Source organism: Dactylosporangium sp. NPDC000244 (assembly GCF_040300725.1).
GTDB lineage: Bacteria > Actinomycetota > Actinomycetes > Mycobacteriales > Micromonosporaceae > Dactylosporangium.
In genome coordinates, this window is the sequence record NZ_JBEPEH010000011.1 from 162092 (window position 1) to 186569 (window position 24478).

At 74.0% G+C, this 24478-nt stretch carries 17 protein-coding genes and 7 tRNA genes; 15 read left to right on the top strand and 9 right to left on the bottom strand.

The features are described from left to right. Nucleotides 1–161 precede the first annotated feature (161 nt). The gene (locus tag ABT369_RS17630; RefSeq protein WP_350613074.1) at nt 162–3839 is read right to left on the bottom strand and encodes an nSTAND1 domain-containing NTPase; all 3678 of its coding nucleotides are present in this window, start codon (nt 3837–3839) and stop codon (nt 162–164) included. A gap of 176 nt (nt 3840–4015) precedes the next feature. Between ABT369_RS17630 and ABT369_RS17635 the strand changes: the two genes are divergently transcribed. Further along, complete coding sequence (locus ABT369_RS17635) at nt 4016–5917, top strand: putative bifunctional diguanylate cyclase/phosphodiesterase (protein WP_350613076.1); 1902 nt, start codon at nt 4016–4018, stop codon at nt 5915–5917. Here the strand turns inward: ABT369_RS17635 and ABT369_RS17640 are convergent. The 3 genes from ABT369_RS17640 to ABT369_RS17650 all read right to left on the bottom strand — a co-directional run bounded on the left by ABT369_RS17640 (nt 5903) and on the right by ABT369_RS17650 (nt 11923). Beyond that, nucleotides 5903–7933 carry an MDR family MFS transporter gene (locus ABT369_RS17640; protein WP_350613077.1) on the bottom strand — a complete coding sequence of 677 codons (2031 nt, stop codon included), beginning with the start codon at nt 7931–7933 and terminating at the stop codon, nt 5903–5905. The two genes, ABT369_RS17635 and ABT369_RS17640, sit on opposite strands and share 15 nt — an antisense overlap. 174 nt (nt 7934–8107) lie before the next feature. Further along, nucleotides 8108–9070 (bottom strand): helix-turn-helix domain-containing protein, encoded by a 963-nt coding sequence (locus ABT369_RS17645; protein ID WP_350613079.1) that lies wholly within the window; start codon nt 9068–9070, stop codon nt 8108–8110. 915 nt (nt 9071–9985) lie between these two features. Then, a complete protein-coding gene (locus ABT369_RS17650) occupies nt 9986–11923 on the bottom strand; it encodes an ABC transporter ATP-binding protein (RefSeq protein ID WP_502891778.1) in 1938 nt (645 codons plus the stop codon). Between the two features lie 185 nt (nt 11924–12108). Here ABT369_RS17650 and cbiM point away from each other — a divergent pair, with 185 nt between their 5' ends. The 4 genes from cbiM (at nt 12109) to ABT369_RS17670 (ending at nt 16077) form a co-directional block, all read left to right on the top strand. Continuing rightward, nucleotides 12109–13176, top strand: a complete 1068-nt coding sequence (gene cbiM / locus ABT369_RS17655) for a cobalt transporter CbiM (protein WP_350613081.1) — start codon at nt 12109–12111, stop codon at nt 13174–13176. After that, the gene (cbiQ, locus tag ABT369_RS17660; protein ID WP_350613083.1) at nt 13173–14102 is read left to right on the top strand and encodes a cobalt ECF transporter T component CbiQ; all 930 of its coding nucleotides are present in this window, start codon (nt 13173–13175) and stop codon (nt 14100–14102) included. Before cbiM ends, cbiQ begins: the two co-directional genes overlap by 4 nt. Continuing rightward, nucleotides 14099–14860, top strand: coding sequence for an energy-coupling factor ABC transporter ATP-binding protein (locus tag ABT369_RS17665; RefSeq protein WP_350613085.1), 762 nt, complete (start codon nt 14099–14101; stop codon nt 14858–14860). The genes cbiQ and ABT369_RS17665 overlap by 4 nt, the downstream gene beginning before the upstream one ends. 248 nt (nt 14861–15108) lie before the next feature. Beyond that, nucleotides 15109–16077: a GrpB family protein gene (locus ABT369_RS17670; protein ID WP_350613087.1), complete on the top strand. Its 969-nt coding sequence runs from the start codon at nt 15109–15111 to the stop codon at nt 16075–16077. Between the two features lie 46 nt (nt 16078–16123). On the opposite strand, the gene ABT369_RS17675 is transcribed toward ABT369_RS17670, so the two are convergent. The 3 genes from ABT369_RS17675 to ABT369_RS17685 all read right to left on the bottom strand — a co-directional run bounded on the left by ABT369_RS17675 (nt 16124) and on the right by ABT369_RS17685 (nt 19414). Next, nucleotides 16124–17569, bottom strand: coding sequence for an AF_0692 family protein (locus ABT369_RS17675; RefSeq protein ID WP_350613089.1), 1446 nt, complete (start codon nt 17567–17569; stop codon nt 16124–16126). A 67-nt stretch (nt 17570–17636) separates the two neighbouring features. Then, the gene (locus tag ABT369_RS17680; protein WP_350613091.1) at nt 17637–18302 is read right to left on the bottom strand and encodes a response regulator; all 666 of its coding nucleotides are present in this window, start codon (nt 18300–18302) and stop codon (nt 17637–17639) included. Next, nucleotides 18299–19414 (bottom strand): sensor histidine kinase, encoded by a 1116-nt coding sequence (locus ABT369_RS17685; RefSeq protein ID WP_350613093.1) that lies wholly within the window; start codon nt 19412–19414, stop codon nt 18299–18301. Before ABT369_RS17685 ends, ABT369_RS17680 begins: the two co-directional genes overlap by 4 nt. A gap of 263 nt (nt 19415–19677) precedes the next feature. Between ABT369_RS17685 and ABT369_RS17690 the strand changes: the two genes are divergently transcribed. The 8 genes from ABT369_RS17690 (at nt 19678) to ABT369_RS17725 (ending at nt 20795) form a co-directional block, all read left to right on the top strand. Further along, nucleotides 19678–19750 (top strand) — tRNA-Trp (locus ABT369_RS17690). 88 nt (nt 19751–19838) lie between these two features. Further along, nucleotides 19839–19913 (top strand) — tRNA-Glu (locus ABT369_RS17695). Nucleotide 19914: 1 nt separating this feature from the next. After that, nucleotides 19915–19986 (top strand) — tRNA-Gly (locus tag ABT369_RS17700). A gap of 23 nt (nt 19987–20009) precedes the next feature. After that, nucleotides 20010–20081 (top strand) — tRNA-Gly (locus ABT369_RS17705). A gap of 35 nt (nt 20082–20116) precedes the next feature. After that, nucleotides 20117–20188: transfer RNA gene (locus tag ABT369_RS17710), tRNA-Gln, on the top strand. Nucleotides 20189–20221: 33 nt separating this feature from the next. After that, nucleotides 20222–20293 (top strand) — tRNA-Thr (locus tag ABT369_RS17715). Between the two features lie 29 nt (nt 20294–20322). Next, nucleotides 20323–20395, top strand: a tRNA-Leu gene (locus ABT369_RS17720). 46 nt (nt 20396–20441) lie between these two features. Next, on the top strand, nt 20442–20795 hold the full coding sequence (locus ABT369_RS17725) for a hypothetical protein (protein ID WP_350613095.1): 354 nt from the start codon (nt 20442–20444) through the stop codon (nt 20793–20795). Between the two features lie 391 nt (nt 20796–21186). Here the strand turns inward: ABT369_RS17725 and ABT369_RS17730 are convergent, their stop codons facing one another. Together ABT369_RS17730 and ABT369_RS17735 are read right to left on the bottom strand one after the other, a co-directional pair. Next, the gene (locus ABT369_RS17730; protein ID WP_350613097.1) at nt 21187–21576 is read right to left on the bottom strand and encodes a PPOX class F420-dependent oxidoreductase; all 390 of its coding nucleotides are present in this window, start codon (nt 21574–21576) and stop codon (nt 21187–21189) included. 233 nt (nt 21577–21809) lie between these two features. Further along, entirely contained in the window at nt 21810–22205 is a 396-nt protein-coding gene (locus tag ABT369_RS17735; RefSeq protein WP_350613099.1) for a pilus assembly protein CpaE, read from the bottom strand. 61 nt (nt 22206–22266) lie between these two features. On the opposite strand from ABT369_RS17735, the gene ABT369_RS17740 reads away from it, so the two are divergent. After that, entirely contained in the window at nt 22267–23193 is a 927-nt protein-coding gene (locus ABT369_RS17740) for an NAD-dependent epimerase/dehydratase family protein (protein ID WP_350613101.1), read from the top strand. A gap of 145 nt (nt 23194–23338) precedes the next feature. Beyond that, nucleotides 23339–24478, top strand: coding sequence for an FAD-dependent oxidoreductase (locus ABT369_RS17745; protein ID WP_350613103.1), 1140 nt, complete (start codon nt 23339–23341; stop codon nt 24476–24478).

Consider the following 24478-nt stretch of genomic DNA (forward strand, 5'->3'; position numbering starts at 1 on the left):
CCTAGGAGCGTTCGTCCGGGCGATGTGGGCCGCCCGCCGGGAGCTGGAGAGTGAGCCCGGCGGGCGGCCGCCCCCCTTGGTGCCGGGCAACGTCATCGCGCCTGCACAGCCAACCGTCCGGCGGCGTCCGGCGTCCAGCACTCCGGACGGGTCCGGACGGCTCAGCAGGGCTGGGTGAAGGGCGCCGCCGGCACGTACTGCTCCCACTCCGCCCGGCTGATCGCGGCCCCCGCCCCCGAGCAGATCCCGGTGCCGGCGTGCCGCGGGTCGGTGTCCCACCGGCGGGTCGTGCCGTCGTCGCCGCCCGCGGCCAGGGTGCGCCCGTCGGGGCTGAACGCGACCACGTAGTACGCGTCGTCGGTGCGGCCCAGCGTGGCCAGGGCCGCGGGGCGGGACGGCTCGCGCACGTCCCAGAGCCACACGGTGCCGTCGGTCGACGCGGCGGCGAGGCGGTCGCCGCCGGGGGCGAACGCGACCCAGTCCACGTAGCTCGCGGGGCCGGTGAGGCGGCGGGGGAGCGGTACCGGATGCGCGGGGTCGGCGAGGGTCCACAGCTGGATGCTCTTGTCGGCGCTGCCGGCCGCGAGCAGGCGCCCGTCGGGGCTGAAGGCGGCGCTGTACGCGTAGCCGGTGAACCCGCCGAGCGTGGTGAGCAGCCGGGGCCGGGCCGGGTCGGCGACGTCGAACAGGCGCACGCCGCCGTCGGTGTCGGTCGCGGCCAGCAGCGGGCGGCCCGGGCCGAACGCGACGGAGAGCACGATCGCCTTGGAGCCCGGGATCGTGGCGAGCGGGCGCGCGCCGGGCACGTCCCAGAGGTACACGTTCCCGTCGTCGCCGGCCGCGGCCAGCACGGTGCCGCCGGGGCCGAACGCGAGCGACTCGACGAGGTCCTTCCCGGCGGTCAGGGGCGCCCCGGCGCGGCTCGGGCGGGACGGGTCGGCGACGTTCCACAGGTCGATCTCGCCGGTGCGGGTCGCGGCGGCGAGCAGGCGGCCGCCGGGCGCGTAGGCGGCGGTGCCCGCGTACCCGCCGGCGCCGGGCGGGCGGCTCAGCGGCGCGGTCCACAGGACCGGGCCGGCCGGGTCGGTGAGGTGCCAGAGCCGGACGGTCTGGTCCTTGCCCGCGACCGCGAGGGTGGTGCCGTCGGGGCTGTAAGCGGTGGCGAACACCCCGCCGGACGGGCCGGTGAGCAGTGGCCCGGGCAGCGTCCAGGTGCGGATGTACCCGTCGGTGCTCGCGCTGGCCAGCCCGTGCCCGTCGGGGGTGAGGGCGACGGCGGTGACCGGGGCCGGGTGCGGCAGGCGCTGCCGGCGGCGGCCGGTGGCGACCTCGAACACGGTGACGCTCTTGTCGCTGGAGCCGGCCAGGAGGGTCTCGCCGCCGGGCGCGAACGCGAGCGCGTTGACCCAGCTCGCCGGGCCGGTGATGGGCGGGCCGTGCGCGGCCGCGCGGGCGGGGTCGGCGACGTCCCAGAGCCGGACGGTGGCGTCGCCGCTGCCGCTGGCCAGGAGCCGGCCGTCGGGGCTGAACGCGACGGCGAGGACCTTGCCGGTGTGCCCGGGCAGGGCGGCGAGGTGGGCGGGGGCGGCCGGGCCGGCGACGCTCCACAGGTGCACGAGCCGGTCGGCGGTGCCGGCGGCGAGGGTCCGCCCGTCGGGGCTGTAGGCGAGGGACTGCACGACGTCGGCCGCCTCGGGCAGGGGCGGCGCGGGCAGGACCCCGGCCGCGCCGACCTGCCAGCGGTGCACGGCGTGATCGGCGCCGCCCGCGGCCAGGGTGTGCCCGTCGGGGCTGAAGGCCAGGGCGTAGACGGTGCCGGCGGGCCCGTCGAGCGGCGGCAGGGCCTGCGGGTGCGCCAGGTCGTCGAGGCGCCACACGAAGACCTTCCCCTCCGCGCCGGCCGCGGCCAGCAGGCTCCCGTCGGGGCTGGCGGCGACCGCGTACAGGGCCTCGGCCGGGCCGGGCAGGGGCGCGCCGGCGGGGACGGGAGTGGCCGAGGTCCGCCAGAGCCGGACCGTGTGGTCGGCCCCGGCCGCCGCGAGCAGGCTGCGCCCGGGCAGCAGCACGACCGCCTGGGCCGCGCGGTCGAACGGGCCGAGCCGGGCCGGGGTGGGCGTGGCGGTCGCGTCGAGCAGGGCGGAGCGCGCCTCGAGCGTCGGTGCGGTGCGGTAGGCGGCCAGCGCCACCTGCCCGGCCAGGGTGGGGTCCCGCTCGCGCAGCCAGTCGGCGCGCCCGGCGATCATCCGGGAGAGGGCCTCGTTGCGCTGGTCGACGGCCGCGTGCCGCTGCTGGAACGCGTACCCGGCCAGCAGCAGTGTGCTGAGCGCGAGCGCGGACAGGGCGGCGATCGTGCGGTACAGCCGCCGGGTCGTCCGCCGCGCGTGCCGGGCGCTGGCCCGCAGGAACTCGGCCAGCGGCGGGGAGACCTCGGCCGGGTGCTCGTGGGCCCAGTCCTGCGCCGCGGCCAGCCTCGTGCCGCCGACGAGCGCCGCCGGGTCCCGCCGCTCCCGCTGCCAGCCGGCGGCGGCCGCGGCGAGCTGCTGGCGCACGACGAGCCCGGACCGCCCGTCCCGCAGCCACCCGTGCAGCCGGGGCCAGGCGGTGAGCAGGGCCTCGTGGCTGAGCCGGACGGTGCCGTCCTCGGCGGTGACGAGCCGGTGGCGCACGAAGCGCTCGAGGGTGGCCTCGGCCTCGGCGGCGTCGGCGGTGTCGAACGCGAGCTCGGCGAGCAGGCCGGCGGCCGCGACCACGCGCCGGGTGTCGACGGTGTCGACGCCGACGTGCACGAGCGCGGTGAGCAGGCGCCGGGCCGGCTCCCGGGCGGACTCCGGCAGCCCGGCCCAGACCTCCTCGGCGGTGGCCGCGACGGCGCCGCTGATCCCGCCGGCCCGCCGGTACCCGGCCAGGGTGAGCCGCCGGTCGGCCCGCCACATGGTGAACAGCACGTGCGCCAGCAGCGGCAGCGTCGCGTGCCCGGAGCCGGCCTCGGCCAGCAGCAGCTCGACGAGCCCGTGCTCGACGTCGACGCCGGCCCGCCGGGCGGGCTCGGTGATCACGGCGCGCAGCTCGTCGCGGGTCATCTCCCCGACGGTGAACTGGTGCTGCTGGGCCGCCTCCAGCAGCGCCGGATATGCCAGCGCCGGGGCGTAGAAGTCGGCCCGCAGGGCGAGCACGACGACCGCGCCGGGCGGCGGGGCGAGGCCGGCGACGAAGACAGTGGGGTCGGTACCGCCGGCCAGCAGCTCCTCCGCCTGGTCCACGACGAGCAGCGCCTTGCGGGCCACGACGGAGGGGAAGGCGGGGCCAGCGGCGCCGGGCGTGACGATCTCGGCCGTCCAGCCCTCGGCCCGAAGTGCCGCCACGAGCCCGGCCCGCAGCAGCGAGGACTTGCCGGAGCCGGACGCGCCCACGACGAGCATCGGCCCGCCCCCGCCGGCGTGCCGGGCCGCCACCCGTTCGCGCAGCGCGGCCGTCATCCGCTCGCGGCCGAAGAACCAGGCGGCGTCGGACGGCTGGAAGCTCGCCAGGCCCCGGTACGGCTCCCCGGCGGCGGCGCGGCTCACGGGCCGGTGCCGGATGCGGTGCCAGGCGGCGAGCCAGTCCGCGACCGCCCCGGCCGGGACCGCGCACGCCTCCAGCACCCGCACGAACAGCGGCTGGGAGCTCAGCGACGGCAGCCCCTTGCCGGAGAACCAGTCGCCGAGGGTGCTCAGCGAGTTGCGGGCGCCGGCCTTCGCGGCGACCTGGCGCACCGAGAGCCCCGCCCGTTCGCGCAGCGCGGTGAGAGCCTCGGCGAAGGCGGCGCGGTCGTCGATGCGCCCGGGGTCCGGAGTACTCATTGCGCAGCAGAAGGTACCGAACGCGACGTTTTCGGGGAACAGGACCTAGGATCCTAGGATGCGAAACCGGGTGTGATCCCGACTCGCAACCGCCGCTCCGGTCAACGTGGGCCCCACGGTGCCGACGATCCGGGTAGTGCGGCCCGCGGATGGCACGGGCGCGGACGGGAGCAGCCGTGTCACGATCGCAAGCCAGGCGCCGTGTCGCGTTCATCGGGCTGGCCCTGGTGCTGCTGGGGCTGACGGGCGTGAGCGTGGTCGGCACGGTGGCGACCCGGCACGTGGCGACGTCGGCGCGCACGGCGGCCTGGCTGGCCGAGGTGTACCACCACGCGCACGAGGCGACCGCGAGCGAGGAGATCTTCAAGCTGCAGTACCGCATCGAGCCCGAGCGGCACGCCCGCGTCGACCACGCCGACGCGGCGGCCTCGCTGGAGGCGTCGCTGCGCGACATCGACGCGCACGGCTCCGCGCACGACCGGGCCGTCGTCGCCAAGCTGCGCAGCCTGCACAAGCAGTACCTCGCCGCGGCCGAGCGGTTCTTCTCCGCCGTCGACCGCGCCGACCCGGTGCAGATCCGCCGCGTCGCCGCCGACGACATCGACCCCCTCGAGTCGCAGCTCGGCTCGATGCTGCACGACGCCGAGGAGGAGCAGGACGCGGCGGCCGGTGAGGCCAGCGACCGGCTCGACCGGGTGGAGCGGCTCGTGTTCGTGGCGACGCTGTCGTCCTTCGCCGTCGGGCTGGGCATGATCGTGGTCTTCACGCTCGTCGCGACCGGCTACCAGCGGCGCCTGGTGCGCCAGGCGATGCACGACGAGCTCACCGGCCTGCCGAACCGCAGCGTGTTCCTCGCCCGCACCGCCGAGGCCCTCGACGGCGCCCCGTCGGTGCTCATGCTCGACCTGGACCGGTTCAAGGAGGTCAACGACACCCTCGGCCACCAGTACGGCGACGAGCTGCTGCGGCAGGTCTCGGCCCGCACGACGGCGGCGGTGCGCACCGCGGACACGGTGGCGCGGCTGGCCGGCGACGAGTTCGCGATCCTGCTGCCGGCGACCGGCGCGGCGGACGCGGCCCGGCTCGCCGAGCGGGTCCAGGCGGAGCTGCACCGCAGTTTCGACCTCGGCGACGTGACGGTGGACATCGAGGTGTCGATCGGGGTGGCGTCGGCGCCGCAGGACTCGGGCTCGGCGGACGAGCTGGTGCGGTGCGCGGACATCGCGATGTACACGGCGAAGGACACCAAGGCCGGGGTGCTGGCCTACCAGCCGGAGATGCGCACGGAGGACTCGAGCCGGCTGCTGCTGCTCGGGGACCTGCGCCGGGCGCTGGAGGTCGAGGACCAGATCTCGCTGCACTACCAGCCGAAGGTGTCGCTGGCCGACGGGGCCGTGTGCGGGCTGGAGGCGCTGGTGCGGTGGCGGCATCCGGTGCGCGGCCAGATCGCCCCGGCGGACTTCATCCCGGTGGCGGAGACGACGGGTCTGATCAACCGCCTGACGCTGTACGTCCTGCGCCACGCCCTCGCCCAGTCGCGCGCGTGGCTCGACGCGGGCCGCGAGCTGCCGGTGGCGGTGAATCTGTCCCCGCGCTGCCTGCTGGACCCGGGGCTGGTCGACGACGTGACGCGGCTGCTGGCCGAGCACCGGGTGCCGGCCGGGCGGCTGCGGCTGGAGGTGACGGAGTCGGCGGTGATGGCGAATCCGGCGCAGGCCACGGCGACGCTGCGGCAGCTGCACGATCTCGGGGTGCGGCTGTCGATCGACGACTACGGCACCGGCTACTCGTCGATGGCGTACCTCAAGCAGCTGCCGGTCGACGAGCTGAAGATCGACCGGACGTTCGTGCTGCACATGGACACCGACCACGACGACGTCGTGCTGGTGCGCGGGGCGGTGGAGCTGGGCCACAACCTGGGGATGACGGTGGTCGCCGAGGGCGTGGAGGCCGCGGCGCACGCGGACGCGCTACGGGCGCTCGGGTGCGACATCGCGCAGGGGTACCACTACGCCAGGCCGATGACGGCCCCGGATCTGGAGCACTGGCTGCAGGCGAAGGTTCTAAGCTTTCTGTAGCTCGCCCTGCTCGTCGACCAGCCGCGTCGCGATGTTCGTCAGCGCCTTGTCGAGCAGGGCGTGGTCCCCGGGCTCGGCGAGGGTGATGTCCTCGAGGTGCGCGTCGAGCCACTGCTTCCAGGCGGTGCGGACCCGGTCGAGCTGGGCCTCGCCGGCCGGGGTGAGCTGGACGGCGTCGCCGTCGAGGCGGGCCAGGCCGGCGCCGGCGAGCTCGCTGAACGCGGGCGCGATGACCTCGCGGGGCATGCGGTGGCGGTCGGCGATCGCCGTGACGGTGGCCTCGCCGCGCACGGTGGTGTGCAGGTGGGTCTGGCCGACGGCCCAGGCCTGGGCGGGGCTGAGGCCGCCGCCGGCCGCGGTGAGGATGCGGTTGACGAAGCCGGGGTCGCTGCCGCGGGTGTGGCGGATGGTGTCGCTGATGGCGCGTTCGAGCTGGCCGATGCGGTCGGCGGGCGGGGCGGAGAACGCGTCGCCGACGTCGGTGGCGGCGGCGCGGGCGCTGTCGCGCAGCGGTACCTCGCGCAGGAACCAGGCGATGAGGAAGCCCAGCAGGGCGACGGGCACGACCCAGCGGAACACGTCGGTGATGCTGGAGGCGTAGGCGTCGATGATCGGGGCGGCCTGCGCGTGGGGCAGCTTGGCCAGCAGTTCGGGGTTCTGGGCGGCGGCCGGCGCGACGCCGGGGTCGCCGGCGAGGGCCTTGGCCAGGGCCGGGCCGAAGTGGTTGGAGAACAGGGTGCCGAAGATGGCGGTGCCGAAGCTGCTGCCGAGGGTGCGGAAGAACGTGACGCCGGACGTGGCGGTGCCGAGGTCGGCGTAGGGGACGGTGTTCTGCACGGCGATGGTGAGCACCTGCATGGACAGGCCGATGCCGAGGCCGAGGACGAACATGTGCAGCGACTCGAGCCAGACGCTGGTGCCGGGTTTCATGGTCGACATGAGGTAGAGGCCGGCGGCCATGACGGCGCCGCCGGCGATCGGGAACGCCTTGTAGCGGCCGGTGCGGCTGATGATGGTGCCGGACGCGATGGAGGTGGTGAACAGGCCCAGCACCATGGGCAGGGTGCGCACGCCGGAGTCGGTGGCGGTGACCCCGTCGACGTACTGCAGGTAGGTCGGCAGGAACGTCATGGCGCCGAGCATCGCGAAGCCGACGATGAAGCTCAGCGCCGAGCAGACGGTGAAGACGGAGTTGCGGAACAGCCGCATGGGCAGCATCGGCTCGTCGGCGCGGATCTCGACGGCGACGAACGCGGCGAGGAGCACGACGGCGGCGGCGAGGAGCCCGATGATGACGGGGGAGCTCCAGGCGTACTCGTTGCCGCCCCACGACAGCGCCAGGATCATGCTGGACGCGCCGGCGGCGACGAGGGCGATGCCGAGGTAGTCGATGACGGGCTTGATCGCCGCCCGGATCGACGGCAGCGCGCGGGCGGACATGGCGAGCACGACGACGGCGACGGGGACGTTGACGTAGAACGCCCAGCGCCAGCTCAGGTGGTCGGTGAACAGCCCGCCGAGGGTGGGCCCGACGACGGTGGTGACGCCGAAGACGGCCCCGAGGGCGCCCTGGTAGCGGCCGCGGTCGCGCAGCGGGATGACGTCGGCGATGAGGGCCATCGCGGTGACCATGAGCCCGCCGGCGCCGATGCCCTGTACGGCCCGGGCGGCGATGAGCGTGACCATGCCCGGGGCGAGGCCGCACAGCGCGGAGCCGGCGACGAACACGACCGTGCTGACCTGGAAGACGAGCTTGCGGCCGAACAGGTCGCCGAACTTGCCGGCCAGGACGGTGGCGACGGTCTCGGCGAGCAGGTACGAGGTGACGACCCACGACATGTGTCCGGCCCCGCCGAGATCGGCGACGATCGTGGGCAGTGCGGTGGAGACGATCGTCTGGTCGAGCGCGGCGAGCAGCATGCCGAGGAGGATCGCGGTGAACACAACGTTGATCTGACGCCGGCTCAGCACCGCCGGTGCGTGCTGGGCATCTTCGGCGAGCGCTTGGCTGCTCATGTCTGCCAGTTTCCGCCGGTTCACCCGTTCGGGTGGTCCGTTTTGGCCGATTTCGCCGGTCCGTTTCGTTGGCCGGGTTCGTTTTGGTGCCGATAAGTCGGGCGCTCCGCGCCACGACTTATCGGATTTTTCGCCTGTCGGGGTATTTGCCGGAATTCCTGGCCGCCGGCCTCATCAGGTGCGCAGGGTGCGGCTCGGCAGGTGGCCGTAGAGCGCGCGGTACTCGGCGGTGAACCGGCCCGGGTTGGCGAATCCCCAGCGGCGGGCGATCGCCTTCACCGTCACGCCCGCGCCGGGCTCGGCCACCTGCAGCTCGCGGTGCACGCGCTCGAGGCGGACCCGGCGCAGGTACTCCAGGGGGGTCTGGTCCAGGTGCCGGCGGAACGCGACCTGGAGTCCGCGCACCCCGATCCCGGCGGCGGTGGCGATCGTGGCGGCGGTGAGGGGCTCGGCGGCGTGGGCGTCCATGTAGGCCACGGCCCGGCGGACCGCGGCCGGCGGGATGTGCCCCGGCTCGGGCAGGCGCGCCGCTGTCATCGTGGTGTTCGGGAACACCGTGAGCAGCGACGCGGCGGCTAATCGGCGCAGCTGGTCCAGCAGCAGCGGCGGCAGGTCGGCGTCGGGCACGGCGAGGTGGCGGGTCAGGTGCACGGCGGTCGCGGCCCAGTAGCGGCGCATCGCCTCCGACACCGGCGTCACCGCCTCGAAGCGCAGGTCGGCGGCGGGCATCCCGGTCGCGGCCTCGGCCACGGGGGCGATGACATCCATCGGTACCCGCACGGTGGCCAGCGACGCGTCGTCGTACTCCGCGGCGAACTCGACGCCGAGCGGGTAGAGAAACCCGCCGTGGCGCGGCACCTCGGTGGAGTCCTCGCGCCCGTGCACGATCCCGCGGCCGTCGGCGACGAACCCGGCGAGCAGGAAGTTGACGGGATCGACGTCGGCCGCGTAGTGCATGCCGCCGAGGCGCATCAGGTCGGCGCCGAGCCCGTCGTAGTTCGCGGTCCGCAGCGACACGCCGCCCGTTTCGGTGTCGTCGAAGCGCATCCGGGGCCGGTGCACGGCGACCCGGTTGAGCGACTCCGCGGCCTCGTCCCGGTCACGGGTGCGGATCTCGAAGTATCTGGAACTCCCCACGACGACCTCCAGTCACAGCAGCCCCGTGGGCATCATCGTGCCGCAATCGACGCCCGTGTGGGTACGGTCCGCCAAGTTGGCCGTCCCGCGCTGAGCGCCACGGGCGGCGCGGCGGGGCCGGCGCGGGCGGTGGCGAGCATAGTGACCAGCGCGAACGTCCATTCGCACGGCAGTGGACGCACGAGCCCGTCCATGACGGCGGCGGTCGCGATATTTGGGATCCGAACGATCTGCCGTCCACCACCTGGGCGACGGCGATTTCGGTTTCCGGCCAGCCCGTTCGCCGCGGCGCAATGCCCGGCCGCGCCTCGGATTCGTGCGAAGCCCTCGGCGGCCGCGTCATCGCCACGGCCATCGAGATCGGCTGCTGTTGCATCGTCGGTGTCGGTGTCGGTGTCGGTGTCGGTGTCGGTGTCGGTGTCGGAGTTGGCGTTCGCGTCGGCCCTGGCGTCGGCGGGTGCGGCTGCGGGGCACGTGGCCCGCCGGATCGTGGACCGCGGCCGCGTCCACGTCGCCGGTCCATTGTGGACCGGCCGCAAAGCAACGTCGGGTTGTGCGCGCCACGCGCAATGTGCGAACGCGCACCGCGTGCCGCGGCCAAGACGAACTGCGCGAGTGAACGATGCGAGCCGCGCGAACGCGCATTGTGCGGTGTGTGCAGCCGGGCTGCGCGAGTGAACGATCCGAGCCGCGCGAACGCGCACCGCGTGCCGCGGCCAAGACGAACTGCGCGAGTGAACGATGCGAGCCGCGCGAACGCGCACTGCGCGGTGCGTGCAGTGCGAACTGTGCGAGTCGTGCAAGGTCCGACAAGGTCCGACGCAAACGAATTACTGCGACGCGGACGGCGCGGGGGAGAATCCACCCGGGCGGCTGGACCTGGGCCTGGGGCGCAAGACCAGCCCGGGGGAGGGGTCAGGCCAGGTAGCCCGCGGCCTGGAGGCGGAACAGCTCGCTGTAGCGACCGCCGGCGTCGATCAGCTCGTCGTGGGTGCCCTGTTCGACGATGCGGCCGTGGTGCAGGACGTAGATGCGGTCCGCGTGCCGAACGTTGGCCAGGCGGTGCGTGATGAGCACCGTCGTCAGCCGCCCCTGCCGGTCGCGGATCGCCTGGAACAGGGCGTCCTCCGCGCGCGGGTCCAGCGCCGACGACGGCTCGTCCATGATGAGCAGGTCCGCGGTGCGCAGGAACCCCCGCGCCGCCGTGATGCGCTGCCACTGCCCGCCCGAGAGGTCCTGGCCGTTGGCGAAGGTACGGTCCAGGAGCGTCTCATAGCCGTGCGGCAACTCGGCGATCATCTCGTGCGCGGCGGCCCGCACCGCGGCGGCCTCGATCCGCGGCTGGGACGGCTCGGCCGCGGCGTCACCGATGGCGATGTTCGTCGCCGCGGTGAACGGCCACTTGTGGTACTCCTGCGTCACCACGGCGATGCGCGCCTGCAGCGCCTCGGTGTCCCAGGCGGGCAGCGCGCGGCCGTTCCACTCGATCGCGCCCGCGTCGGGCGTGCGCAGCCCCGCGATCATCGACGCCAGCGTGGTCTTGCCCGAGCCGTTCTCGCCCACGAACGCGACGGTCTGCCCGGCGTACACCGTGAGCGACACGTCATCGACGGCCGGCGTGTCGCGGTCCGGGTAGGCCAGGCTCACCCCGCGCACGTCGAGGCGTCGCAATGCGTCCGGTTCGGCGCGGTTCTCGACACCGTCGTGCGGCAGATACTGCTCCGCCCGCGCCATGAACCCGGTGTAGTCGCCGAAATGCCGGCCGTCGGTGTAGATCCGGTCGATCTGCAGCGTCACGGTCGTGAGCGAACGCTGCGCGGTCTGCACGGCGATGACGCACGTGGCCGCGGCCGCGATCGGGATCTGCCCGCGCATGAGCAGCACCCCGAGCAGCGTGTAGACGCCGACGGTGGCGACGCCGCCGATGACCGACCCGACGCTCGTGGTCGTCGTGACCCGCCGGGCCAGGGCGAGCTGGATGTCGGTCTCGGCGCCCATCACGCGGTCGTACTGGTCGAGCAGGAACCGCCGCAGCCCGTAGGAGCGCAGTTCGGTCGCCGAGTCGCGCTCGGCCATGAGCCGGTGCAGCAGCCACAGCCGCCGGCGGCGCACCGAGCCCGCGATGAAGGTCTGGTACCGCTGATGCCCCGCCCGCAGTGACGCCCACGCGTTCGGCACGGTCGCCACGAGCAGCGCGAGCAGCAGCAGCGGATGGATGACGATCACGGCGGCGGCCACGGCGAGCAGCCCAGCCAGCCCGGCGAGGAGGTTCATGGCGCCCTGCACGAGCCCGACCGCCGAGTCGGTGCCGCGGGAGGCGCGCTCCATGTCGTCGGCGAACGCGTCGGCGTCGAACGCGTCCAGCCGCACGGCGGTGGTCACCTCGAACAGTGAGCGTTCGACCTCCCGGTCGACCCGCGGGGTGAGCCCGTTCTGCGCGTACCCGGACGCGATCCCGAGCGCCGCCCGCAGCCCGATCACGGCGGCCAGCGCGCCGAGCGCGGGCAGCGCCGCGGAGACCCGCTGCGGCGTCGGCCCGCCCGCGAACAGCTGCACCAGCACCTGCCGGGTCGCGAGCAGCCCGAACGACGCGAACACGCCGGAGCCGACGGTCGCGATGCCGACGAGCAGGGTCCGGGCGCGGTCGGCGCGCCAGCTGAGCCGGACGGCAGCGGCGAGCAGGCGGGGCAGCTCGGCGAAGACGGTCCAGGTGCCGGCCTCGGCCCGGGCCCGCGCCCCGCTCTCCCACCACATCGCCCGCAGTTCGGGCAGCACCGAGTCGGCGGGTCCGGCCTGGCGCGGCACGGTCCGGTCCCGGGTGTCGGTCGAGTCCTCGGCGCTGGGTGCGACCACGGCAGGCCTCCGTCCGTCGACATCCGACGATGCCTGACGGCGGGGGCGGGGTACAAGGCGACTCCACCGGAAGGGTGCCGTTGTTCATGTGTTCATTCATGAGTGGCACGCTGCGATGCAGTGGGTTGTCTCACGCACCTGATTCGCTATTGCAAACTACTTGCGATAGCGGAAGACTGCTGATCGTGCACATTCCCGATGGGTACCTGAGCCCGCAGACCAGCCTGGTGTTCGGCGTGGCGATGCTGCCGCTGTGGTGGCAGTCGGCCGCGCGCGTCAAGAAGGTCGTCAAGAGCCGGTACGTGCCGCTGGTCGCGCTCGGCGCCGCGTTCTCGTTCGTGGTGATGATGTTCAACATCCCCATCCCCGACGGCACGACCGCGCACGCCGTCGGCGGCGGGCTCATCGCGATCCTGCTGGGACCGTGGGCCGCGTGCATCGCCGTGTCCATAGCCCTGCTGATCCAGGCGCTCTTCTTCGGAGACGGCGGCATCCTCGCGTTCCCCGCGAACGCCTTCAACATGGCGATCGTTCTGCCGTTCGTCAGCTATGGGGTGTACCGGCTGCTGACCCGCAACGCCGCCCTGACCGCCCGCCGCCGGATGTGGGCCGCGGTCGCCGGCGCCTACGTCGGGCTCAACGCGTCCGCCCTGGCCACGGCGGTCGAGTTCGGCATCCAGCCCGACCTGTTCCACAAGGCCGACGGCACCCCGCTCTACGCGCCGTTCCACCTCTCGCAGGCGATCCCCGCGATGATGCTCGCCCACCTGGTCATCGCCGGCTTCGTCGAGGGCGTGCTCACCGGAGGCGTGGTCGCCTACCTGCAGCGCGCCAACGTCCCCCTGCTGCGCATCAACGCCCCCGAGGTGCCGCTCACCGAGGCCGAGGTGCGGCGCAAGCCCGTCTCCCCGGTGCGCGCCGCGCTGGTCACGCTCGGCATTATGGCCCTGATCAGCCCGCTCGGCCTGCTCGCGCCCGGCGGGGCGTTCGGCGAGGACGCGCCCGAGGACCTCGACCTGGGCAAGTACGGGCTCAGCGCCGTGCCGTCGGGACTCGCCAAGTACACCGACTTCTGGGGCAGCACGATCCTGCCCGACTACGGGGGCGGGAGCTGGTGGCAGTACATCCTCAGCGCTTTGATCGGCGTGGCCGTCGTCGCCGCCGTGGTCTTCGGCGTCACCTGGCTCATCGGGCGGCTGCGCGGCGGTGAGCGGGAGGCGGCCGACCTGGACACGCCGCCGGTGCGGCCATGACCGCCCCGGCCTCGACCTCGGCCCCCGCCTGGCTGCTGCAACCCGAGCTCGGTCTGTGCCCGTGCGGCTGCATCGGCCGGCGGCGCAAGGGCAGCTTCGTCGGCAAGACCCTCGCCGGCGCGTCCGGCGTGCTGCGGCAGGCGATCTATTCCGAGGACGTCGCCGCCGCCAAGGGCCTGCTGCAGCGCCTCGACCCGCGGGTCAAGCTGCTGTCGATGCTCGGGCTGCTCATCGCCGTTGCCCTCGTGCACTCGCTGCCTGTCCTCGCCGGCGCCTACGTGGTGACCGTGGCGCTCGCGGTCGCCTCCGGCCTGTCGCTCGGGTACTTCATCAAGCGCGTCTGGCTGTTCATCCCGATCTTCACCGGCATCGTGGTGCTGCCCGCGACCCTCTCCGTCGTCACCCCCGGTGACGTACTGCTGCCGCTGTGGCACTGGCACGGCCACACCCACGGCGTCACGGAGCAGGGCCTGCACGGCGCCGGGATCATCATCGCCCGCGTCGCGACCTCGATCTCCCTCGTCGTGCTGCTCACCCTGACCACGCCGTGGGCCCGGCTCCTGGCCGCCCTGCGCGCCCTCGGCGTCCCGAAGATCTTCGTGCTCATCATCGGGATGGCGTACCGCTACCTGTTCCTCCTGCTCGACGCGGTCGACGACATGTACACCGCCCGCAAGGCCCGCACCCTCGTCCCCGACGGCGGCCGCCGCCAGACGAAGGCGGGCCGCGCGTTCGTGGCGGCCGGCGCCGGTACGCTCTTCGGCAAGGCTCACCAGCTCTCCGAGGAGGTGCACCAGGCGATGACCGCCCGCGGCTACACCGGCGACGCCCGCACCCTGCACGGCTTCCGGCTCTCGCCCCTCGACGGCTGGTTCGTGGCCGGCGCCGCGCTCTTCGCCACGGCGCTGCTGGTGGCCGGCCGATGAGCGTGGTGTTCGACTGCCGCGAGATCCGTTATCGGTACCTCGAGCGCTTCCCCGCCCTCGACGGCGTGAGCCTGCAGGTCAACGCGGGCGAGACCGTGGCCCTGCTCGGCGCCAACGGCTGCGGCAAGTCGACGCTGCTCAAGCTCCTCGACGGCCTGCTGTTCGCCGAGAGCGGCACGTTCACCGCCTTCGGCGAGGAGGTCACCGAGGACAAACTCGAGGACGAGCAGTTCAACCACGGCTTCCGCGCCCGCGTCGGCTTCGTGTTCCAGAACTCCGACGCGCAGGTCTTCTCCCCGTCGGTACGCGAGGAGATCGCCTTCGGCTGCCTGCAGCTGGGCCTGGACCGAGCGACGGCCGCCCAGCGTGTCGACGACGTCCTCGCCATGCTCGACATCACCGACCTCGCCGACCGCGCCCCGTTCCAGCTGTCGGGCGGCCAGAAGAAACGCGTCGCGATCGCCTCGGTGCTCGTCATGAACCCCGAGGTCCTGCTGTTCGACGAGCCGACCGCGGCCCTGGACCCGCGCACCCAGTTCTGGCTGATCGAACTCCTGGAGCAGCTCCGGTCGGCCGGCAAGACCATCGTCCTGGCGACGCACGACCTGGACTCCCTGCCGTCGCTGGCCGACCGCTGCGTGGTCTTCGGCGAACACCACCAGGTCCTGGCCGACGCCCCGACGCCGACGATCCTGGACGACCGCGACCTGCTGCTGGCGGCGAACCTGATCCACGCCCGCTCGACGTCCCGCGCGTAGCCCGAACGCGCCCGGCGCTCACCCGACCCGACGCGGCGCAACCCGCGTCCTTTCGCTCCCTGACGAGGGCGCGTTCGTGTGGGACGAGCGGGGCCGCCTGCCCTTCCGCGGCGCAGGTGTCCGCCCCGCCATACTGCGCTGCTGCCGCACTGCGCTGCTGCCGCGCCCGGGCTGCTGCGGCACCCGTCGAGGCCGCCCGTCCGCCTCGGCGCCGGGCTCAAAGCCGCATTCGGGCAGACTGTCGCACCATGAGCATCGAGGTCCACGACTACGACCCGGTCTGGCCGCACCTCGCCGCAGCCGCGATCGCCGAACTGCAGGCCACGCACCCAGGCGTGTTCACCGTGATCGAACACCTGGGCAGCACCGCGGTACCCGGCCTGCCGGCCAAACCGGTGATCGACCTCATGGCGGCCGTCGACACCCTGGCCGCGGTGCCCGACCTCGGCCTCGGCTACAAGCCGATCGAAACCGGCATGCCCGAGCGCCTCTTCTACCGCCGCGAGCCGAGCCCCGCACCCGGGCGTGTCGAACCCGAAGCCAGGCCCGCGCCCGCGCCCACGCCAGCGCCCACGCCCACGCCAGCGCCCGCGCCCACGCCCACGCCAGCGCCCGCGCCCACGCCAGCGCCCGCGCCCACGCCCGCGACGGCGTCCATGCCCGCGTCCGTGCCCGTGCCGACGTCCGTGCCCACGCCCGTGCCGCCGTCCGTGCTCGTGCCGACGCCCGCGACGGCCGCCGCCGATCCCAACGCCCGGCCCGCGACGACCCCGGCGCCAGGCGACCACCGCGACGACCGACCCGCGACCGCCGAACCCGACGCCCAACCGGCGGACAAGCCGACCGGCGAACCGACCGGCCAACCCGCAACCGCCGCAGTCCCCACCCCGATCGTGGCCGCCGAGCGAAACAACGCCCTGCCCGACAAAGCCGAACCCGCACAGCAACAGGACCGCGGGCCGGCCGAGCGCCCCGCGGTCCACCTGCACATCGTGACCCTCGAATCCTGGCCGACCCGCAACGAGCGTCTCCTCCGCGACCACCTCCGGCGCCACCCCGCCGCCCGCGACGACTACGGCCGCCTCAAGCAGGCCCTGGCCGCCGCGAACCCCGACGGTGACACCTACACGCGCGCGAAGACCGACCTCATCCAGCGCCTGGTCGACGCGGCCCGAGCCGAACGCGGCCTCCCGCTCGAACCCGTCTGGGAAGAGTGACGGCGGGTACCTCGGTCGGCGCCGTTCCGTTCCAATCAACCGTAACCTACTGAGACAAGTTCACGTTTCGCTCGTCACGCACCGCGAAGCGAGGCAACGCACAGTAGTGGATTGCCGCCGCACCGAGCGCCACCGTGAGCACCGCGACCGTGGCGAGGAAGGCCCGGTCCAGGGCGCCGTCCGCCTGTCCCAGCAGGCCGAACACCGTGTGCGCGGCGAGCGCCCCGGTGCACGCCGCGATTAGGTGCGCCCGCGTCCAGTCCGGCGCGGCGCTCCACCGGCGCATGCGGTACACCAGCAGCACCACGACCGCCGTCGCGCCCGCCATCGGCAGCAGCGCCCACGTGCCGTGGGTGAACATCGGCTGCCTCGCGCCGCCGAAGGGCCAGGCGAGGCCGAAGAAGAGCAGCGCGGCGCCGCCGGTGGTCAGGGCCACGGCCAGGGGGCGAGCCGGTCGCAGCGCATCCGCCGGTCGCAGGTGTACCCGCAGTGCCACCACGCCCAGCCCCAGCGCGACGGCCGCGAAGACGAGCACCGCGCCCAGCGGCATCGTGTAGCCCGGGTCCTCCGTCGGCGGCACCGCCAGCCGCACGAGCCCGGCCCCGGCCAGCGCGATCAGCCCGGTCGCGATCAGCCCGCCGCGGCGCAGGTAGGGCCGGGTGCCGTGCCCGGGGAAGCACAGCTCGACGAGCACGACCGGGATCGTGACGCTGAAGACCGCGTGGTAGACGAGATTCAGCAGCGTGTAGTCCGTGTTGAGCCCGAACAGCCGCGGCGCCCAGTCCGCCGCGTGGTAGAGATGCGGGCTGGTCAGGCTCTGCAGCACCAGGCCCTCCTCGACCACCCCGTAGGCGACGCCCATCAGCAGCAGGTTCGCGTAGCCGCCGCCGGTGCGCCGCACGATCTCGCGGATGAAGAGCGCGCCGCCGCCGTACAACGGCGAGAACACGAGCAGGACCCACGCCATGCGCAGCGGGATCGTGCCCAGGGTGAGCTCGGCGACGAGCGGCGCGACGAGCACGAGCAGCCACGCGGCCCGGCGGTTGCGGGGGCGCTCGTCCGGCACCGCCGGGAACGCCGAGCGCACCACGCGCCGGTTCACCGCCACGATCAACGATGCCAGCAGCAGCAGTTGTACCGCCTGCACGCCCCGCATCCACGCCGGATACTCGCCGCTCAGGAACAGGTACGCCACCGCCACGAACCCCGCCGCCGAGACGATCCGCACCCGCCGGTACGCCCGCGCGACCCCGGCGAGCAGCTGCCGCGTCACCCACACGTACAGCACCGCGACCGCCAGGATCGGGATCGGCCGTGTCCACAATGTACGGTCGAGCGCGGCCGGGTCGGCGCCGGGGTGCCGCGCCTGCTGGTAGGTCAGGACGTCGTGGCGGAAGACGAGGGTGAGCAGGGCGAAGACGGCGCTCATCGACACGCTGGCGATGAGTAGGCCCACGACGATGCGGATCGCGTTGCGCTGCTTGGGATCCATGGTGTCGACGCTAGGCTGGACGGCGGCGGTCGGCGTCGGACCACGGACTGGTCTTCTGCCTCAGTCTTCAGGATGAGGGGCGCGGCTTGACCAGCCCGAGGTCGTAGGCGAGCACCACTGCCTGCACCCGGTCGCGGACCCCGAGCTTGCGCAGGATCGCCGACACGTGCGTCTTCACCGTAGCCTCCGTCACGACCAGCCGCGACGCGATCTCCGCGTTCGCCGACCCGCGCGCCAGCAGCCCCAGCACCTCCCGCTCCCGCTCGGTCAGCTGGGCGAGGACCCCGACCGGCGCCGGCGGCGTCGTGTCCGTGGCCACGAACCGGTCCAGCAGCCGCCGCGTCGCCGTCGGCGCCAGCAGCGCCTCCCCGCGCGCCACGACCCGGATCGCCTCCACCAGCTCCGCCGGCCGGACGTCCTTGAGCAGGAACCCGCTCGCCCCCGCGCGCAGCGCCGCATAGAGCGTCTCGTCGAGGTCGTACGTCGTGAGGATGATGACCCGCGGCGCCGGCCCGGCCGCGGTCAGCCGCCCGGTCGCCGTGACCCCGTCCATGCCCGGCATCCGCACGTCCATGAGCACCACGTCCGGCGCCGTCTGCGCCGCGAGCCGCACCGCCTCCGCGCCGTCGCCGGCCTCCCCGACGACCTCGAGGTCGTCGCGCGCCTCGATGATCATCCGGAATCCGGAGCGGACGAGCGCCTGGTCGTCCGCGATGAGCACCCTGATCGTCACGCCGCTCCTCCCGATGCCGCGCCGATCGGCAGCCGCGCCTCCACCCGGAACCCGCCGTCCGGATGCGGCCCCGCGCTGAACGTCCCCCCGAGCAGGCTCGCCCGCTCCCGCATGCCCGCCAGGCCCTGCCCGCTGCCCCGGTTCGCGGACGGGGAGGCTCCCGCGTTGCCGTCATCCCGCACGTGTACCACCAGTGCCTCCCCATCGATCCGAACCCGGACGATCGCCGTGGAACCCTGCGCGTGGCGCAGCGCGTTCGTGAGCGCCTCCTGCACGATGCGGTACGCCCCGAGCTGCACCGCCGTGGGCACCGGACCCGAGCCCTCCCGCACCACCTCGACCGCCAGCCCCGCCCCGCGCACCGACTCGGCCAGCCGCTCGAGGTCGTCCAGCGACGGCTGCGGCGAGCCCTCGGCGCCGTCGTCCTCGCGCACGGTACGCAGGAACCATCGCAGCTCCGCGAGGGCCTGCCGCCCGGCCTCCTCGGTGCGGCGCACCGCCTCCCGCGCCTTGGCCGGGTTCACCTCGAAGATGTCGTCGGCCGCGGCCGCCTGCACCACCATCACCGACACCGTGTGCGAGAGCACGTCGTGCAGCTCCCGCGCGATCCGCGCCCGCTCCTCCAGCGCCGCCTGCCGCCGCTCCGCCACCCGCCGCGCCCCACGCGCCCGCGCCTGCGCGCCCCAGCTCCACGCCAGCAGGCACGCCACGAGCCACAGGCCGGCCGGCAGCCACCGCTGCTGCACCAGCGCCGGCCCGCACACGGCCACCACGGCGAGCCCGAGCAGCCACAGCGACTCCGCGGCCGGGCGCATCCACGCGCAGGTGCACAGCACCACGAACGCGACCCCCGGCCCGAACGCCGGAAAGAGCACCTGAAACCCGGCACCGGCCGCGAGCACGATCGCCGCCGCACCACGCGGCCGCGCATCGAGCCAGAACAAAGCCGCCGCCTGTACCGCCATCAGCACGACGGCCACGACACGCGCCCCGACCGCCCCGAGCACCGCCGGCTCGAACGACAGCATCGGCGCCGACACGGCCACCGAGCCGATCACGAGCAGGCGGCGCCACTTCGGTGCCAGGCGTGCCGTGTACCCGTCGCCCCCCATGCCCAGCACCTTACGCAGATATTGCGTTGCCCGCCTTCGGCCCCGCTGCGTATCGTCGTCCATGTAAGCGAACGAGGCACACACCGAGAGGCCGCAGCGATGACGACGTGGACGGGAACCGAGACCGGGCAGCAGCAGCTGCTGGGTGCCGGCCTGCTCACGGGCGCCGGGTGGCCGGGACGGTGGCGAGGGTAGAGCTCGAACGAGAGCCGCTCTCAGCCGCCCGCCCCGCACAGGGACCGGGCGGCTTTTTCGTACCGCAGAGGGGCGTAGCTCAACTGGCTGAGCATCGGTCTCCAAAACCGACGGTTGCAGGTTCGAATCCTGTCGCCCCTGCGCAACGCTGTTCGTTGACAACTCCACAGCGGATGGATCTCGTGCCCTCCCGGCGCTTCGGCTCCGGGACGGGACGCGGGTTTTGCTTGGCGGGTTCGGCCAGCGGTCAGGCCGCCGCGTTCTCAGCGCGGAAACAGGGGTTCGACTCCCCTACTCGCTACCAGGCCATCGGGGTGTCCACGGTGACATGCTTGGCTTCCACCCAAGAGTAGCGGGTTCGACTCCCGCCGATGGTTCGAGGAGCGCGGGACGCTCCTGTGTGGACGTGGCGCAGCGGTAGCGCATCGCCTTGCCAAGGCGAAGGCCGCGGGTTCGAATCCCGTCGTCCACTCGTCGTGCGCCGGCCCGGAGGCCGGTCGGCACCGTTGGGGATTGGTGTAACCGGCAGCATGGCTGGCTCTGAACCAGCCGGTCCAGGTTCGAATCCTGGGTCCCCAGCAGACGTGACGACAACGAGAACTTCAGCCTGATGCCAGCGCAGCACGACCGGTGGTGCACCGGATTCGTAACCCGGAGGAGGGAGTTCGAGTCTCCCCGCTGGCTCCCGTCGTCCACGCGGCACGGCACACCCCGCCCGGGTAGCCCAAAGGTAGAGGCCGTCGGCTCAGACCCGACGTGTTGGGGGTTCGAATCCCTCCCCGGGTACCGAGATATCCATCCACTGTGGAGCGCCGCCGGAGAAGGGGTACCCATGCACAAGCTACGCACGCTGCACCTCGGCCCGCGGGACTTCCTGTGGCGAGCCGCGGTCTGGTACGTCCCGGTCGCCGGCGGCGGCCTGCACCGCACGGTTCGCGTCCGCGTGTGGGGCGGCGGCAAGACCGGCCGCGTGCTGCAGGCGCACCTGCAGCCGGCGGAGCCGGACGAGTCGTGCTTCGCGACGCCGAAGGATGTGCGCGCCATCGTCGAGTACGCGCTCGAGCACGGCTGGCGTCCCGAGGCGCGCGGCGGCATGTTCGTCGTGCGCGGAACGCTCGCACCCCGCGGCGCGCCGTTCCCGGCCGAGGTCGTGGCGGCCGGGACGGAAGCGGTCGCCGTGGGCTGAGCGCGCGGCCTGCCGGTCGAGTCCGCGCGGTGTCGGACGTGCGCGGCTGGGCGGGTCCGCGCGGTGTCGGTTCGCGCGGTGTCGGACGTGAGCAGCCGGTCGGGTCCGCGCAGTGTCGGACACGAGCCGCTGGTCGGGTCCGCGCGGTGTCGGTTCGCGCGGTGTCGGACGTGAGCAGCCGTCGGGTCCGCGCAGTGTCGGACACGTGCCGCTGGTCGGGTCCGCGCGGTGTCGACTCGCGCGGTCGTTGGGGGGCCGTCGGTAGGGCGTTCGCGCATTCGTCGTGTGCGTTCGCGCGCGAGGCCGCGAGGTGGTTGCGCGCGGCCGGGCAGGTGCGGTCGGGGGGGACCGCGCGGGCCCGGCCGCGGTCGCGGTGGGGTGTGGGCGGCGGTCACTGACCGGTGATGTGCTCCGGCTCGATGGTCACGAGGAGGCGGACCTGGTCGCGGCCGCCGAACCACGGGTACGGCCCGCCGAGGTAGCGCTGGGCCAGCACCTCGATGTGCTCGGCCGCCCCCTCCTCGGTGACCGCGACGACGCGCCCGCGGACCTGGAAGTAGCGCCGCGACTCGTCCGGGTCGCCGATCGCCACGGCGACGCGCGCGTCGCGCTCGATGTTGCGCACCTTCTGGTGCCCGCGGACGGTGTTGATCAGCACATGCTTGCCGTCGGTGTCTGCCCAGGTCTGGGTGATCTGCGGCGAGCCGTCGGGCATGAGCGTGGTCAGGTAGCAGAGACTGTTGCGCTCCAGTAGGTCGCGCAGCCCATCGGGAAGATCCACGCGGCCAAGGCTACCCGCCGCCCGCGCACTCGGCGTCCGGCGGATCGGTTCATGCCGCGCGCAGCGGCGCCGTGCATCGCGTGCAGCACGCGCAGCAGCGCCGTTCATGCCGCGCGCAGCACGCGCAGGAGGCGCGCAGGAGGCGCGCAGCACGCGCAGCGGCGCCGCTCATCCCGCGCGCAGCACGCGCACCCCGCGGTTCATCGGGCGCGCAACACGCGCAGCAGCGCCGCTCATCCCGCGCGCAGCACGCGCAGGAGCGCCAGGGCGTACGCGTCCTCGGGCGAGGCGCCGAACGAGTCCGGCCGGTCCGACACGGTCACGCGCCAGCCGTCGCCGGAGCGCTCCAGGGCCCGGAAGCCGGGGCCGAGCAGCTCGCGCAGCTGATGCTCGTGCGGCAGCCAGACGGCCTCGTCCCGCTCGACGTCGTCCAGCGCCCACTCGGTGGTGCCGTTGAAGCCGATTACCGCCTCGCCGCCGGGCAGGTCGTGCAGCTGGATGATCATGTCGCTGAGGACGAAGGCCTGGTCGTCCAGGCCCCGGTCCGGGATGGCGAAGCGGTCGCCCGGGGCGGGGTGCCACCGCAGGCCGGCCTCGCGCAGCTCGATGGCCAGTTCGACGCTGATCACGGTTCCATGGTGCCGCAGCCACCGCGATGCCGGGCGGGCCGGGGTCCCGTAGGGTCGGGGCATGATCGTGATCACCGGTGCGGCCGGGGGAGTCGCGGGGCGGCTGCGGCTCGACGGGGACGTCCGGCGGACCGACCTCGCCGCACGGACCGACCTCGCGGCACGGACCGACCTCGCGGCACGGACCGACCTCGCGGCACGGGACGGGAGCGCGGCACGGGCACGGGACGTGAGCGCGGCACAGGCACGGGAGCGCGGCACGGGACGGGACGGGAGCGCGGCAAAGGCACAGGACGGGAGCGCGGCACAAGCACGGGACGGGAGCGCGGCAGGGGACGGGAGCGCGGCACAGGGCGGGATCGTCACCGGGGACCTCGCCGACGCCGGGTTCGCCCGCGAGGTCATCGCCGGGGCCGACGCGGTCGTGCATCTCGCCGGCAACGCCGATCCGAACACGCCGTGGGCGGGACTGCGCGTGTCGAACGCCGACGTCGTTGCGAATGTGCTCGATGCCGCCGTGGCCCACGGGGTGCGGCGGGTCGTGCTGGCGTCTTCGCTGCACGCGATGGCCGGGCACGTCGACGCCGGGAGGACGTTCGTGCCGGAGGACCTGCCGCCGTACGCCTGCTGCCCCTATGGCGCCGGCAAGGTCCTCGGCGAGCAGCTGGCCCGGTGCTACGCCGACGTGTGGGGGCTGTCGACGGTGTGCCTGCGGCTGGGCGGCGTGGCCGAGCGCCCGCTCGCGGCGAGCTGGCGCGGCGGCTGGCTGAGCCCGGGCGACCTGAACCGCCTGGTCGCGGCGGCGCTCGCGGTGGACGTGGGCTTCGGGGTGTACCACGGCGTCTCCGCGAACACCCCGCGCGTGTACGGCTGCACCCTGCCCGGCTACGCCCCGGTGGACGACTCCGCCACGTTCAGCAACCTCCCTGACGACCTGACTCCGCCGCCGCAGGACCGTCCCCGCTGGGGCATCGCACACCGCAGCTGAAGCGCCCCGCAGCTGAGACGCCCCGCAGCTGAGACGCCCGGGAGCTGAGACGCGCCGGAGCTGAAACGCCCCCGGGTGTGCAGGTGTCGGGGAGGTTCGGTGCACGGACGCGGATCCGGGCGCCCCGCGGCCTAGCGTCGAGTGCGTGCAAAGCATCGATGTGCTGGTCGTCGGGGCGGGCCTTGCGGGCCTGCATGTCGCGCGGCTGCTCGCGCGGCAGGGGCTCGATGTCGTGGTGGTCGACAAGCGGCGGTCGCTGGCGGCCGGGGTCCGCACGACAGGGATCTTCGTGCGGCGCACGCTCGAGGACTTCGCGCTGCCCGAGCACCTGCTCGGGCCCGGAGTGCGGGACGTGGTGCTCTATCCGCCGTCCCGCCGGCGGCCCGTCCGGCTCACGAGCGACCGGGACGAGTACCGGGTGGCCGACATGCCCGGCGTGTACGAGCACGCGCGGCGGGAGGCGGAGTCCGCGGGCGCCTCGGTCTGGCTCGGGACGCGGTACGACGGGTCCGCGAACGGCCTGGTCCGGCTGCACGGGCGGGAGCCGGTGCACGCGCGGTTCCTCGTGGGCGCGGACGGGGCCCGTTCCCGGGTCGCGCGGGACCTCGGGCTCGACGTCAACCGGCGGATGCTGGTGGGTGCCGAGATCGTCCATCCGGTCGCCGGGCTCGGGCAGACGCCGACGTTCCACTGCGTGCTCGATCCGCGGGTCGCGCCCGGGTACCTCGGGTGGGTCATCGACGACGGGCGGCACGCGCACGTCGGCGTGGCGGGGTACGCGCGCCTGATGGGCAAGGGTGTGCGGCACCTGCTCGACGAGTTCGCGGGCGACGCGCCCGGGCGGGCGGAGGTGGCGGGGCCGGTCGAGCGGCGGGGCGGGCCGATTCCCGTCGGCGGGGTGCTGCGGCGGCTGGCGTGCCCGGGCGGGCTGCTCGTCGGTGACGCCGCCGGGGCCGTGTCGCCGCTGACCGCGGGCGGGCTCGATCCCTGCCTGCGGCTGTCGGAGCTGGCCGCGGCGGTCGCCGGGGCGTATGTGCGCAGCGGGGACGAGGGGGTGCTGCGGCGGTACGACGGCGGCCTGCTGCGATCCCGGTTCTGGGGGCGGCTGCTGCTGCGGCGGGCGTTCGGCGGGCTGCGCTCGGCGGCGCTGGTGGAGGCGGCGGTCGCGGGGATGCGGGGCCGGGCCGGGCGGGCGGCGGCGGCCCGGGTGCTGTTCGGGGACGGGTCGTTCCCGGACGTCGGGCCGCTGCCGCACGGGGAGAGGGCGCGGCTGGCGGAGGGGTGA

Excerpts from the sequence above, each read along its gene's own strand:
- ABT369_RS17740 (WP_350613101.1), top strand. The coding sequence starts at position 22,267 with ATGATCGTGATCACCGGTGCGGCCGGGGGAGTCGCGGGGCGGCTGCGG.
- ABT369_RS17675 (WP_350613089.1), bottom strand. The coding sequence starts at position 17,569 with ATGGATCCCAAGCAGCGCAACGCGATCCGCATCGTCGTGGGCCTACTC.
- ABT369_RS17640 (WP_350613077.1), bottom strand. The coding sequence starts at position 7,933 with ATGAGCAGCCAAGCGCTCGCCGAAGATGCCCAGCACGCACCGGCGGTG.
- ABT369_RS17685 (WP_350613093.1), bottom strand. The coding sequence starts at position 19,414 with ATGGGGGGCGACGGGTACACGGCACGCCTGGCACCGAAGTGGCGCCGC.
- ABT369_RS17665 (WP_350613085.1), top strand. The coding sequence starts at position 14,099 with ATGAGCGTGGTGTTCGACTGCCGCGAGATCCGTTATCGGTACCTCGAG.
- cbiQ (WP_350613083.1), top strand. The coding sequence starts at position 13,173 with ATGACCGCCCCGGCCTCGACCTCGGCCCCCGCCTGGCTGCTGCAACCC.
- ABT369_RS17670 (WP_350613087.1), top strand. The coding sequence starts at position 15,109 with ATGAGCATCGAGGTCCACGACTACGACCCGGTCTGGCCGCACCTCGCC.
- ABT369_RS17630 (WP_350613074.1), bottom strand. The coding sequence starts at position 3,839 with ATGAGTACTCCGGACCCCGGGCGCATCGACGACCGCGCCGCCTTCGCC.
- ABT369_RS17725 (WP_350613095.1), top strand. The coding sequence starts at position 20,442 with ATGCACAAGCTACGCACGCTGCACCTCGGCCCGCGGGACTTCCTGTGG.